The organism is Kribbella sp. NPDC051620, from assembly GCF_044453825.1.
Lineage (GTDB): Bacteria > Actinomycetota > Actinomycetes > Propionibacteriales > Kribbellaceae > Kribbella.
In genome coordinates this window covers 727725-740708 of record NZ_JBITDB010000006.1, presented here as the reverse complement: position 1 = coordinate 740708, position 12984 = coordinate 727725, and the positions used below count along the sequence as shown (strand labels likewise).

At 68.4% G+C, this 12984-nt stretch carries 10 protein-coding genes; 3 read left to right on the top strand and 7 right to left on the bottom strand.

All coding sequences use genetic code 11. The features are described 5' to 3' along the window. Positions 1-245 precede the first annotated feature (245 nt). From ACIA12_RS33185 to ACIA12_RS33155, 7 genes are read right to left on the bottom strand one after another with little or no spacing between them, the layout of a single operon-like run. Positions 246-884, bottom strand: coding sequence for a choice-of-anchor M domain-containing protein (locus tag ACIA12_RS33185; protein ID WP_396371170.1), 639 nt, complete (start codon positions 882-884; stop codon positions 246-248). Then, positions 881-1522 (bottom strand): choice-of-anchor M domain-containing protein, encoded by a 642-nt coding sequence (locus ACIA12_RS33180; protein ID WP_396371169.1) that lies wholly within the window; start codon positions 1520-1522, stop codon positions 881-883. Before ACIA12_RS33180 ends, ACIA12_RS33185 begins: the two co-directional genes overlap by 4 nt. Next, a complete protein-coding gene (locus tag ACIA12_RS33175) occupies positions 1509-2369 on the bottom strand; it encodes an anchored repeat-type ABC transporter permease subunit (protein WP_396371168.1) in 861 nt (286 codons plus the stop codon). The genes ACIA12_RS33180 and ACIA12_RS33175 overlap by 14 nt, the downstream gene beginning before the upstream one ends. Then, complete coding sequence (locus ACIA12_RS33170; protein WP_396371167.1) at positions 2366-3112, bottom strand: anchored repeat-type ABC transporter ATP-binding subunit; 747 nt, start codon at positions 3110-3112, stop codon at positions 2366-2368. Before ACIA12_RS33170 ends, ACIA12_RS33175 begins: the two co-directional genes overlap by 4 nt. Next, positions 3109-3918 carry a TIGR03773 family transporter-associated surface protein gene (locus ACIA12_RS33165; protein WP_396371166.1) on the bottom strand — a complete coding sequence of 270 codons (810 nt, stop codon included), beginning with the start codon at positions 3916-3918 and terminating at the stop codon, positions 3109-3111. Before ACIA12_RS33165 ends, ACIA12_RS33170 begins: the two co-directional genes overlap by 4 nt. Next, positions 3915-5411, bottom strand: coding sequence for an anchored repeat ABC transporter, substrate-binding protein (locus ACIA12_RS33160; protein WP_396371181.1), 1497 nt, complete (start codon positions 5409-5411; stop codon positions 3915-3917). The genes ACIA12_RS33165 and ACIA12_RS33160 overlap by 4 nt, the downstream gene beginning before the upstream one ends. Positions 5412-5458: 47 nt before the next feature. After that, positions 5459-7735: a TIGR03773 family transporter-associated surface protein gene (locus ACIA12_RS33155; RefSeq protein WP_396371165.1), complete on the bottom strand. Its 2277-nt coding sequence runs from the start codon at positions 7733-7735 to the stop codon at positions 5459-5461. Between the two features lie 343 nt (positions 7736-8078). Between ACIA12_RS33155 and ACIA12_RS33150 the strand changes: the two genes are divergently transcribed. From ACIA12_RS33150 to mfd, 3 genes are read left to right on the top strand one after another with little or no spacing between them, the layout of a single operon-like run. Further along, complete coding sequence (locus tag ACIA12_RS33150; RefSeq protein ID WP_396371164.1) at positions 8079-8702, top strand: 50S ribosomal protein L25/general stress protein Ctc; 624 nt, start codon at positions 8079-8081, stop codon at positions 8700-8702. Positions 8703-8745: 43 nt separating this feature from the next. Then, on the top strand, positions 8746-9321 hold the full coding sequence (gene pth / locus ACIA12_RS33145) for an aminoacyl-tRNA hydrolase (protein WP_396371162.1): 576 nt from the start codon (positions 8746-8748) through the stop codon (positions 9319-9321). A gap of 13 nt (positions 9322-9334) precedes the next feature. After that, positions 9335-12961 (top strand): transcription-repair coupling factor, encoded by a 3627-nt coding sequence (gene mfd / locus ACIA12_RS33140; protein ID WP_396371161.1) that lies wholly within the window; start codon positions 9335-9337, stop codon positions 12959-12961. Positions 12962-12984 lie beyond the last annotated feature (23 nt).

Sequence of the window (12984 nt, the reverse complement as noted above, 5' to 3'; positions counted from 1 at the left end):
GGTGAACGCCAGGAAGAGCACGACGAAGGGGAGCGTCAAGATCCACGCAGCCGCGGTCTGGCGGCCGGGGGGCCCCCCGCGGCCCCCCCCCCCCCCCCCCCCCCCCGCGGCGCCCCCCCCCCCCCCCCCCCCCCCGCGCGGGGGGGGGGCGGCGGGGGCGGGGGGCGGGGCCCCCCCCCCCCGCGCCCCGCCCCCCCCCCCCCCCCCCCCCCCCCCCCCCCCCCCCCCCCCCCCCACGGATCGGGTTAGGGCTGGATGGTGAAGGTGTAGGCCTTCTGGCCGGTCGATACTGCGGCGCCGGCGGTTGTGGTGGCGGTGGCTTCGAAGACGATGGTGTAGGTGCCGGCCGCCTCGAACGCCCAGTTGGCGTGGGCGTGCGTGTTGATGGCGATCGCCCGGGTGTCCGGGAGGCCGTTGCCGCTGTCGAACCAGATGGTCGGGCTGCCGAGCGAGCTGGTGGTGTAGACGCTCACGTCGGCCGGTCCACTGACCGAGATCAGCTTCACGTTGAGCGTGTTGCCCTGCAGCGCGCCACTGGGTACGCCCTCGGTGTTGAAGCCCGGCCAGACGATGTTGCTCACCTGGGTCTGCGGCAGCATCCAGACGGCGCTCCCCGGCGTACCGAGGAAGCTGTATGCCGATCCGGACGGCACTGTCGTCTTACTGGCCGACACTGCGTTCAGTACTACGTCAGCCGGGTTGCGGTCGACGTTGGGGGTGACTGTGCCGTCGCGCAGGTCGAGCGTGAGGGCAGAGCCGGTCCAGTCGACGTCTACTGCGTCCACGTGCCCGGCGGAGATGGTTGTGAGGGCATGCGCGGGCAGTACCTGGAGCATGGCGATCAGCGCGGCGGTACCGGCGCCTGCGAGCACCCGGGCCTTCACTGCTTCACCTGGAAGGTGTAGGTGGCGACAGCGGAGACGGTCTTGCCGGTGGCGGCGAGCGTGCCACAGACCTTGACCTTCACCTTGTACGTACCAGCCGCCTCGAACGCCCAGTTGGCGTGCAGGTGGCCGCCGGCGCCCGTGGTGATCCGGTCCGGCAGTCCGTTGCCGCTGTCGACCAGTACGGTCGGCGAACCGAAGGCGTCGGTGGTGAAGACACTCAGGTCGGCCGGGCCGGTGACGCCGATGACGTCGACCTTCAACGCGTCGTCCTTGAAGACACCGGGCTCGATCTCCTCGGCGCCGATGCCGGGCCAGAGCAGGTCGGGGTCCTGCACCTGCGGCAGGACCCAGGCGCGGCTTCCCGGAGTACCGAGGAATCCGTACTGCGGGTCGTCGGGTACTGCGATCTCCGAGCCGGGCTTGGCGACCAGGTCGACCTCGGAGGGCGCGTACTCGACGCCGTGCTCCTCGTCGTGGATGTGCAGGTTGAACGCGCCGTCCTCGAAGGCGATGCCGATCACGTCGACATGGCCTTGGTCGAGGGTGACCTTCGGCGCGGCATCGGCCGGCAGGGACAGACCGGCCAGCGCGAGTACTGCCACAGCGGGCAGCGCAACGCGGTTAATTGTGCGCATGACTTTCCTTTCTTACTTGGGCAAACTTGAGGAGGCCGTGCCGGGGCGCGAACACCCAGCAGGCGATGAAGACGGCGGTCGCCGTCAGCACGATCAACCCGCCGGCGGCGAGGTTGAACGCGTAGGAGAGGTAGAGCCCGGCCAACCCGGAGAAGGCGCCGATCAGCGGCGCGATCAGCATCATCCGGCCGATCCGGTCGGTCAGCAGCCGGGCGCAGGCGGCGGGGGTGATCAGCAGCGCGAGCACCAGGATGTTGCCGACCGCCTGGATCGAGATGACGATCGCGATCGTCACCATCGCGTAGAGCGCCATGTCCAGCCAGAAGATCGGCAACCCGACCGAGCGGGCCGTCTCGCGATCCAGGCCGACGGTGACAAACTCCTTGTGCAGCGCGCCGCTGACCAGCAGCAGGACGGCGCCGCCGATCGCGACCGTGACGACATCGCCGTTGCCGATCCCGAGGACCGAGCCGAACAGGAACGACTCCAGCGATCCGCCGTACCCGGGCGCGGTGCTCATCACCACGATGCCGAGCCCGAACGCGGCCGCGAAGAACACGCCGATCACGGTGTCTTCCTTGAGCCGTCTGTTCTGCGAGAAGACGGCGACCGACAGTGCGGTGATCAGGCCCGCGACGATCCCGCCGACCACCAGGCTGGTGTGCAGGACGAACGCGATCGCGATGCCGGGGAAGACCGCATGCGCGACCGCGTCACCGATGAACGCCATCCCGCGGAGCGCGACATGGCTGCCGATGACACCGCAGACGACGCCGGACATCAGTACGACGAGGAAGGCGCGCTGCATGAACACGTGCTGCCACGGCTCGGTGAAGAACTCGATCATCGGGTCACCCCGAGTGTGTGCAGGAGTTGTTCGGAACGCGCGACTCCGAAGGCGCGCAACCACACGGCTGGGTCCCTGAGCTCTTCGGGGGGACCATCGGCGATCACTGTCTCGTTGAGCAAGCACAGTCGGCTACAGGTGTCCGCGGCCGCTGGCAGGTCGTGCGTGGTCATCAGAATGGCGGTGCCTTCGCTGGTCAACCTCCGGAACAGCCGGGTGAGAATCTCCTGCGTCGGTACGTCGAGCCCGGTGAACGGCTCGTCCAGCAACAGGAGCTTCGGTTCGAGGGCGAGCGCCCGGGCCACCAGTACGCGCTGGCGTTGCCCACCGGACAGCTCGCCGATCGGCCGCCGCTGAAGATCGACCAGATCGACCCGCTCCAGTGCCTCGTCCACGGCCGCTTTGTCTGCTCGGCCCGGCCGTCGCAGCCAGCCGATGCGGTGGGTACGACCGGTCATCGCGGCGGTACGGACATCCACCGGGTAGTCCCAGACAAACTCATGCCGCTGCGGGACGTACCCGATGCTGCCCCGCGCCTCGCGAGGCGTCCGGCCGTCGATGGCGACCGTCCCCTCGGTGATCGGCAACAACCCGAGGAGTGCCCTGAGGAGAGTCGTCTTCCCGGCGCCGTTAGGACCGATCAGCCCGACCTGCTCCTTGGCGTCGACAGTCAGCTCCACGTCATGCAGCACCAGCCGCCCACCCAGCTCGACCGCAACGCCGTCCACCTGCAGAACGCTCATGCGGCAACCCGCTTCCGGCGCCGCAGTACCAGGACAACGCCGATCGAGACCGCAACGAAAACAACAATCCCAACCACAACAAGGTCCAGCCCGCCTCCGTCGCCGGCCTCTTCCCGCGGGGCCGGCCCGACAGGTGCTGTTGTTTTGAAGGCATCCAGCGGATTACCCGGCCCGGCATACAAACGAAGCGGACGGTGGTCGGTGACTGTGGTGCCGTCGGTGAGTTCGGCTCTCATGGTGATGTCGAGCAGGTAGGTGCCGGGGGCGGAGAAGGTCCAGTTGCCGTGGACGTGCGTGTTGACGTCGATACCGGTCTCCTGCGGGAACGGCTTGCGGCTGTCGAAGACCGGGGCAGGCTTGCCGAAGTCCGAGTTGAGGAAGAGCGTGAACGTCCCCGGACCGTCGACACCGTTGAGCGACCACGTCACCTCGCGGTCGACCCGCTTCGCGACCTCGGGATCCTGCGTGTTCCAGCCCGGCCAGACGACGCCCGGCTGCTGCACCTGCGGGATCACCCAGACCTTCTGGCCGGCCTTGCCCAAGAACGAGTAGGCGGGATCCGCGGGAACCGACAGCTCCGCCTTGTCGGTTGCCTGCACGACGACGTTCTCCAGCGGCCGCCAGACAACCGGATCGCCGGTGTCGTCGCGCAACTGGATCGTCCATCTCCCGTGCACGAACCGTGGTCCCAGATCAACATGCCCGTCCGCGATCACCACCTGCGCGCCCGGCGGCGCCGGCGCGACACCGGCCGACGCGACTGCCGTCGCAGTGATTGCTGTTGGCAACAAGAAGAGCAGTGTCATCGAAATTCCCCCAGGCAGCGCAGCAGCTCGTCGGCGTTGTGCCGCATCATCGCGACGTAGGACCGGGCGTGTTCGTCGAACGAATCCCCGTAGATCGAGCACACCCGGACGCCGTTGTCGCGGGCGACCTGCGTCAGCACGGACGCGCGCTGCGCCAGGTTCGGCTCAGTGAAGACGGCCGGCACCTTCAGGTTGCGGATCGTCTCGGACAGCCTGCGCACCTGATCGACGCTCGGCTCCTGCGCCGGATTCGGTACCACGAACCCCGCGACCTTCAGCTGGTACGCCGAAGCGAGGTACCCGAACGCGTCATGCGTGGTGATCAACTGCCGCCGGTCAGCCGGGATCTTCGCCAGCCGCGACCTCACGTACTCGTCCAGCTCGTCGAGCTCACGCAGGTACGTATCGGTGTTGGTCCTGTAGATGTTCGACGACTGTGGATCAACACTGATCAACGTGTCGCGGATCAACTGCACGTACGCCTTCGCGTTGGCGACGTCCTCCCACAGATGTGGGTCGATCTCGCCATGCACATGCTTGCCGAGTACCGCCTGCGGCAGTTGATGGATCTGCGCCCCCGCCTTGCCCAGGAACGCGAACCGCGGATCGTCCGGCACCGTCTCGAGCGCCTTGCCCGGCACATCGATGACGACCCGCCCGGCCGGTACTGCGGATTGCGCCGCGCCGACCCGCCGCGCATCGGAGTACGCGTAGACCTGGCCGCTGTCGAGGTCGACGGTGAGGTCGGTGTGGCCGTCGTCGAGCACCGTCGCTTTGCCGCCGTCGGCCGGTTCGACCTGGTGCGGTTCGACTCCGACCGCGAAGGTGAAGGTGCCCTTGCCGAGTGGCCTTGGCTGTTGGCCGGTGCCTGTGTCGAGCTTGCCTTCGAGGGTGAGGTGGTAGACGCCGGGCTTCGTGAACGCCCAGTTGAGATGCGTGTGGGCGGCGGGTGGGAGCGTCGTACTGTCGGCCGGGTTGGCCGAGTCGAAGTACAGGTCGGGTTGACCGAGGGACTCGGTGAGGTACGCGACGAGCCTGCCCGGGCCGTCGATCTTGGTGGCGGTGAGCTGGATCGATGACGTACGGGTGGCGCCGCGCGCCTTGCCCGAACCGCGCACGCGCAGACCGAGCCAGAGCACGTCGAGCCCGATGTCCTCGACCAGTGGGATGACGTGCGCGCCGTAGGACTCGGCCGCCTCCGCGAGCGAGACGTTGGGGGAGTCCTTGGGCGCGTTGGCGTCGATCGTCTTGATGAGGGCCTGCGGTTCGAGCAGGAGGTGATTGGTGAAGGTGACGTCGGCTTTGGCTACTTTTTTGGCATCCGTCGGCGTCGGCTCATACGAATGCGGATCCCCACCGGCCGGCACCAGTGAACTGGCGGACACCCGATCCCCACCCACCCGCTGCACCAGATCAGCCAAGATCTCAGTCGTCGTAACAACGTCGACCTTCCCGCTGGCTCCAGCCGTACTTCCAGCGCACCCAGCAGCCACCAGTACTACGAACGCAACCCCCGCGGCGACGCACCGCTGCCCGCGCCTCACGCGTCCTCCCCGCGGCGGCGAGTAGCAACCAGAGTCACAACCCCAATCACCAACAACGTCACCCCGCCCCCGATCCACGCAGGCTCAACCTCAGCCCCCGCAGAAGCCAACCGGCACCCCTCAACAGCAGCCCGCGAAGGCACCGCCCCAGCAAGCACCGCGTCGCCCCGCAATGGCGCCGCCCCGGCCAGTACCACCCGCTCCGGCGACCCGGCGTCAACCGCCGTGCTCGCCCGTGTCGGTGATCCGGCTGCAAGCACCGCGCTCGCCGCCATCACCTGCTCCGCGCCGCTCGCTCGGCCGGCGCCCGCCGCGTCACCCACGTCCGCCGCGCCGGTGGCGCCTGCGCCGCTCGCGGCTGCGGCGGGCCTGCCGCTCGCGTCGGTGGTGTGGGCGGCTGGGTGGGTGCTGTTGGAGGCGTTGGACGGGGTGGCGGGGACTACGAAGGTGAGGGTGGAGGTGGTGGTGGAGCGGGTGCCGGTGGTGAGGGTGGCGGAGTGGGTGAAGGTGGCTTGGTAGGTGCCTGGTTTGGTGAAGGACCAGTTGCCGTGGGCGTGGGTGCCGAGGGGGATTTTGTAGGTGTCGGGGAGGCCGTCGCGGCTGTTGAAGATGATTTTGGGCTGGCCGAAGGAGTCGAACTCGAAGACGGCGATGCTGCCGGGGCCGGTGACCTTGGTCAGGCGCCAGTCGACCGGGGTGGAGAGCTGGGAGCTGGTGAGCTCTTCGGTGTTCCAGCCGAGCCAGATGACGCCGTTCTTCTGGGTTTGGGGGATCTGCCAGAGGGGGGAGCCGGCTGGGCCGAGGAAGTTGAAGGCGCCGCCGGGGGCGTAGGTGGCGGAGGCTGGGGTGAGTCTGATGGTTACGGATGCTGGGTCGCGCCAGATGGGGGCGCCGGGTTTGGTGCCGTCTTTTATGCGGGACTTGAGGGCGCCGTTTTCGAGGCGTACCGCGTAGTCGGCGTGGCCGTTGTCGAGGGTGGTTTTGGTTGGGTTGGCGGGGTTCGTTGGGGTGGTGGGTGAAGTGGTCGAGGGGTTTGTGGGGTTGGGGGAGTTGGTTGTGCCGGGCGGGTTTGTCTGTCCGGTTGTTGGGTTGCCGGACGTGGTCGGGTTGGTGGCTGGGTTGCTGCTGCTGCTGGTGGTGGGGCAGGGCGGGAGGGCGCCGGGTCGGTTGGAGTCGTTGGAGTTCGGCGGGGAATCGCTCGTCGAGTGCTCTCCATCGCCGCCGGAGAAAGAAGAAGAGCGCGGAGGTGATGAGAGAGGGGTCGTCGGCTTGGGGGTCGGCGTCGGCGTCGGCGTCGGGGCTGTGCCGGGTAGGGCGGGTGGGGGTGTGGTGGGGCGGGCTGGAGTGGGCGCCGGGGTGGTCGGCCCAGTCGGTCCCGTCGGTCCCGTCGGGGTCGTGGGGATCGGGGTGGTTCGGCCGGGAGCGGTTGGTGTGGGGTGCTCTGGCCCGGTGGCGGTCGGGTGGCCTGGGCCGGTCGGGGTGTTGGACGGGGTCGGGTTGGTGGGAGTGCCGGGCGGGGTGGTGGGTGTGCCGGGAGTGCCGGGTGGAGTGGTGGGTGGGGTGTAGGGGCCTACTACGAAGGTGTAGGTGGTGGGGGTGGAGGCGAGGGGGGTGCCTGCGGTGGCGGTGGCGGTGGCTTGGAAGGTTAGGTGGTAGGTGCCTGGGGCGGTGAAGGACCAGTTGGCGTGGACGTGGCGGCCTACTGGTTGGTGGAGGGTTCGGAGGGTGGGGTCGGCGGCGGAGAAGAGGCGCTGGGCGGTGCCGGTGAAGTCGTCGTAGTTGAAGAAGATCTCTACGTTTCCTGGGCCGGATGCCGACAGGAGGGTCAGGTCCACGGCGTCGCCGGCGAGGGTGCCGGGGGTGATGGTTTCGGTGTCCCAGCCGGGCCAGATGAGGTCGGGGTCCTGGGATTCGGGGGCGATCCAGACCGGGTCGCCGGGTTTGCCCAGGAAGGCGAAGGCGGGGAGGTCGGGGAGTTCGACCCGGGCGGAGGCCTTGTCCTCGAGGTTGAAGATCAGGTTGGCGGGGTCCGCCTCGCGGTACTCGCCCAGACCGATCCGGGTGCTCAGCCGCAGTACCGATCCGTCGTACGTCGTGTGCAGAGCGTCCGTATGGACCGCCTGCAACACCTCCGGCGCCGCTCCGGCGTACGAGCGCAACGGCAGCAACGCCATGCCCAGCGCGAGAGCGAGCGCCAGCAGCGCAGCGCCGGCCGCGAGCAGTCCGGCGCGGAGACGGGTGGGCAGGGGCGAGCGAGAGTGAGTGGCGGTCACCGGAGGAACTTAACTGATTTGACAATCGTTTTCAGTAAGCCGGTGGAAAACTGCCCTGTACGACGCCCGAAAGTCGTCACGACGCAGAAGGAACAAAGTCACCCCCAGAACGGATTTCCTGTCTGGGCTGAGTCGTGGGTAAACTGTTTTGGTTGCCTCGGCGAGGGACGCCCCCCGGACACAGTCGCGCTCACCCGTGAACTGTCGGGAGCGGCTCCGTGATCGACGCGGTGGTTCGTTGCCTGACGCCTGTACGGGAGTCAAGACGTGCCCGCTGAGGCTCTAGCAACTTTGTAACACCACCGACGACTAATCACCGCAACGCACTTGAGGAGTTCATCTCGTGGCCGAGGTCAAGATCCAAGCCGAGTCGCGCACGGAGTTCGGCAAGGGTGCTGCCCGCCGTATCCGCCGGGACCACAAGGTGCCCGCCGTTCTGTACGGCCACGGCACGGACCCGGTGCACATCACGCTGCCCGGACACGACACCATGCTGGCGCTGAAGACCGCCAACGCCCTGCTGCTGATCGAGGTCGAGGGCTCGGAGAGCCTGCTCGCGCTGCCGAAGCAGGTCCAGCGCGACCCGATCAAGAACACCATCGAGCACGTCGACCTGGTCATCGTGAAGCGCGGTGAGAAGGTCCAGGTCGAGATCCAGGTTCACATCGAGGGCGACGCCGTCAGCGAGACCCTGGTCGTGGTCGAGAACCAGACCATCCTGGTCGAGGCCGAGGCCACCCACATCCCCGACGGCGTCACCGTCTCCGTCGAGGGCCTGGACGCCGGCGCCCAGATCCACGCGTCCGACCTGAAGCTCCCGGCCGGTACGACGCTGGCCATCGAGCCGGACACCCTGATCGTCAACGTCACCGCCGCGCAGACCGCGGCCCAGGCCGACGCCGAGATGGCCGAAGCCGAGGCCGAGGCCGGCATCGAGCGCGACGAGCCGGTCGCCGCCGAGGCGTAAGCACCTCGCAGTACAACAGCTTCAACAGGAAGGGCCGGGATTCGTGGCGGACGACGTGTGGTTGGTCGTCGGGCTGGGGAATCCCGGCCCTTCCTATGCCAAGACCCGGCACAACGTCGGCCAGATGGTCGCCGACGAGCTGGTCTCCCGGGTCGGCGGCAACTGGAAACAGCACAAGCAGGCCAAGGCCGACGTGGTGGAGGCCCGGATCAGCGGCATCCGGACCATCCTGGCCAAGCCCCGGTCGTACATGAACGAGTCCGGCGGGCCCGTCTCCGGGCTGCTGAAGTTCTTCAAGGTCGAGCCGAAATCGATGATCGTGCTGCACGACGAGCTCGACATCGACTTCGGCGTCCTGCGCGCCAAGTTCGGCGGCGGCGACAACGGCCACAACGGGCTCAAGTCGATCCGCAAGTCGGTTGGCACGGGTGACTACTATCGAATCCGGTTCGGCGTTGGGCGTCCGCCCGGCCGTCAGAACCCGGCGGACTTCGTACTGAACGAATTCTCCTCAGCCGAACGCAAGGATCTCCCGTTCGCGGTCGACCGGACCGCGGACGCCGTCGAGTCCTTGATGACGGATGGCCTAGAAGTGACCCAAGGACGGTATAACTCCTAGTGAGGGACAACTCGTGAAACTGGCCGGCCTGGTCGACACCCTGATCACCGATCCGGTAGTAGCCGAGGCCATTCGCGACGCCAGGAACGACGGCGTCACGACGCTCGACCTGAGCGCTCCCGGACCGATCCGTCCCGTGCTGATGGCTGCCCTGGCGGCCGCCCAGGGCGCGGATCGTCCCGTGCTGGCAGTCACCGCCACCTTCCGCGAGGCCGAGGAGCTCACCGAGGCGCTGCAGTGCCTCGTCGAGCCCGGCACCGTCGCCTACTACCCCGCCTGGGAGACGCTCCCGCACGAGCGCTTGTCGCCGCGTTCCGACACAGTCGGCCGTCGCCTCGCAGTACTCCGCAGGCTCGCACACCCCGACCCGTCGGACGAGACGACCGGCCCGATCAAGATCCTCGTCGCGCCCGTACGGTCCGTGCTGCAACCTCAGGTCGCCGGACTGGCCGACCTCCGCCCGGTCCAGCTGCACGTCGGCGACTCCGTCGAGCTCGAGGACGTCACCGAGCGGCTCTCCGCCGCGGCGTACAACCGGGTGGACCTGGTCGAGCGCCGGGGCGAGTTCGCCGTCCGTGGCGGCATCATCGACGTCTTCCCGCCGACCGAGGAGCACCCGCTGCGGGTCGACTTCTTCGGCGACGACGTCGAGGAGATCCGGTACTTCGCAGTCGCCGACCAGCGGTCCCTGGAGATCGCCCAACACGGTCTGTGGGCGCCGCCGTGCCGTGAGTTGCTGCTGACCGACGAGGTGCGCGCGCGGGCCGCAGTACTGGCCAAGGAGCACCCGGAGCTGTCCGAGCTGTTCGAGAAGCTCGCCGAAGGGCATGCGGTCGAGGGGATGGAGTCGCTCGCGCCCGTCCTGGTCGACGACATGGAGCTGCTCGTCGACCTGATGCCGGCCGGCACGCATGTCGTCGTCAGCGACCCCGAGCGGGTCCGGGCGCGGGCGCACGACCTGGTCGCCACCAGCCAGGAGTTCCTGGAGGCGTCCTGGGCTGCTGCCGCCGGTGGTGGCGAGGCTCCGATCGACCTTGGCGCGGCGGCGTACATGTCGCTGGCTGATGTCCGGTCGCATGCGCTCGCCAAGGGCCTCGCGTGGTGGAGCATGTCGCCGTTCGCGATCGCTCCGACGGATGCGCCGGAAGAGCTGCGCGACTCGATGGGCGAGCGCGTCTCCTTCGACATCGACCCGGACGCCGGCGCGGTCCGCAGCCGGATCGTCGCGGCGCACGAGGTCACCCCGTACCGCGGCGAAACCGCTGCTGCCGTCGAGGATGTGCGCGGCTGGCTGCGGGACGGCTGGCGCATCGTCTGCGTCACCGAAGGTCATGGCCCGGCCCAGCGGCTGGCCGAGGTGTTCTCGGAGGCCGAGCTGCCCGCGAAGACCGTCGACAGCATCGACGGCATCCCGCCGACGGGCGTCGTGCAGATCTCGCAGGGTGCCCTCGACCGCGGGTTCATTGCCGAGGGCATCAAGTTCGCGGTGCTCACCGAGAACGACCTCGCCGGACAGCGGTCGGCGGCCGAAAGGCGTTCCCAGCAACGGATGCCGAGCCGGCGCAAGAAGGCGGTCGACCCGCTGGAGCTGGCGCCGGGCGACTACGTAGTACACGAACAGCACGGCGTCGGCCGGTACGCCGAGATGCTCCAGCGGACCGTTGGCACCGGGGCGCAGAAGGCCACCCGCGAGTACATCGTGATCGAGTTCGCGCCGAGCAAGCGCGGCCAACCTGGCGACCGGCTGTACGTGCCGACCGACCAGCTCGACCAGGTCACCCGGTACGTCGGCGGCGAGCAGCCCACGCTCGACAAGATGGGCGGCGGCGACTGGGCCAAGCGCAAGGGCCGGGCGCGCAAGGCGGTCCGCCAGATCGCCGGCGAGCTGATCAAGCTGTACGCCGCGCGCCAGGCGACCAAGGGGCACGCGTTCGCGAAGGACACTCCGTGGCAGCGGGAGCTGGAGGACGCGTTCCCGTTCGTTGAGACGCCCGACCAGCTGGCCACCATCGACGACGTCAAGCACGACATGGAACGCGTCACGCCGATGGACCGGATCGTGTGTGGCGACGTCGGGTACGGCAAGACCGAGATCGCGGTACGGGCGGCCTTCAAGGCGGTACAGGACGGTAAGCAGGTCGCCGTACTGGTACCGACCACGCTGCTCGTCCAGCAGCACTACGCGACCTTCTCCGAGCGGTACGCCGCGTTCCCGGTGAACGTCGCGCCGTTGTCCCGCTTCCAGACCGAGAAGGAGTCGAAGGCGACTCTGGACGGGCTGGCCGATGGGTCGGTCGACGTTGTCATCGGTACGCACCGGCTGCTCGGTGGTGAGGTCGCGTTCAAGGACCTCGGGCTGGTCGTGGTCGACGAGGAGCAGCGCTTCGGGGTCGAGCACAAGGAGCAGCTCAAGCAGCTCCGGACGGCTGTCGACGTGCTGACGATGTCCGCGACGCCGATCCCGCGCACGCTGGAGATGTCGATCACCGGCATCCGCGAGATGTCCACGATCGCCACTCCGCCCGAGGAGCGGCATCCGGTACTGACGTTTGTCGGCGCGTACGAAGAGGGCCAGGTGACCGCCGCCATCCGGCGCGAGCTGCTCCGCGAGGGCCAGGTCTTCTTCGTCCACAACCGGGTCAACACGATCGAGAAGGCGGCCGCCCGGATCCGCCAACTGGTCCCTGAGGCGCGGGTCACCGTTGCCCACGGCCAGATGCCCGAGCACCAGCTCGAGCAGGTCATCCAGGGTTTCTGGGAGAAGGAGTCCGACGTCATCGTCTGTACGACGATCGTCGAGTCGGGCATCGACATCTCCAACGCCAACACCCTGATCGTCGAGCGCTCGGACCTTCTCGGGCTGTCCCAGCTGCACCAGCTGCGCGGCCGGGTCGGGCGTGGCCGCGAGCGGGCGTACGCGTACTTCTTCTTCCCGCCGGAGAAACCGCTCACCGAGACGGCGCACGACCGGCTGGCCACGATCGCGCAGCACGCCGATCTGGGCGCCGGCATGCAGGTGGCGATGAAGGACCTCGAGATCCGCGGCGCCGGCAACCTGCTCGGCGGCGAGCAGTCGGGGCACATCGCCGATGTCGGGTTCGACCTGTACGTCCGGCTGGTGGGCGAGGCGGTCGCGGAGTACCGGGGTGACACCCAGGCCGACGAGCCCGAGGTCAAGATCGAGCTGCCGATCGACGCGCATCTGCCGCACGACTACGTGCCTTCGCAGCGGTTGCGGCTGGAGATGTACCAGCGGCTGGCCGCCGTACGGGACGAGGACGGTATCGCCGAGCTGGTCGAGGAGCTGCACGACCGGTACGGCGACATCCCGCAGCCGGTGCTGAACCTGATCGAGGTGGCGAAGTTCCGCAACCACGCCCGCCGGGCGGGGCTGCACGACGTCACTCTGCAGGGCAATCTGATCCGGTTCGGGCCGGTCGAGCTGCCCGATTCGAAGGTGCTCCGGCTGAACAGGCTGTACCCGAAGAGTCTGGTCAAGCCGCAACTGCGTACGATCCTGGTGCCGAGACCTGCCACCCGGCCGGTCGCCGGTCAGCCGCTTCGCGACCAGGAGCTGCTGCAATGGTGCGCGCGACTGATCGACGACGTGATCGCCGAACCGGTCGGCGCCACAGTATGACCACGAACTGGAAGATGCGAGGA

Coding starts and splice junctions, on each gene's coding strand:
- ACIA12_RS33180 (WP_396371169.1), bottom strand. CDS start 1,522: ATGCGCACAATTAACCGCGTTGCGCTGCCCGCTGTGGCAGTACTCGCG.
- ACIA12_RS33175 (WP_396371168.1), bottom strand. CDS start 2,369: ATGATCGAGTTCTTCACCGAGCCGTGGCAGCACGTGTTCATGCAGCGC.
- ACIA12_RS33170 (WP_396371167.1), bottom strand. CDS start 3,112: ATGAGCGTTCTGCAGGTGGACGGCGTTGCGGTCGAGCTGGGTGGGCGG.
- ACIA12_RS33165 (WP_396371166.1), bottom strand. CDS start 3,918: ATGACACTGCTCTTCTTGTTGCCAACAGCAATCACTGCGACGGCAGTC.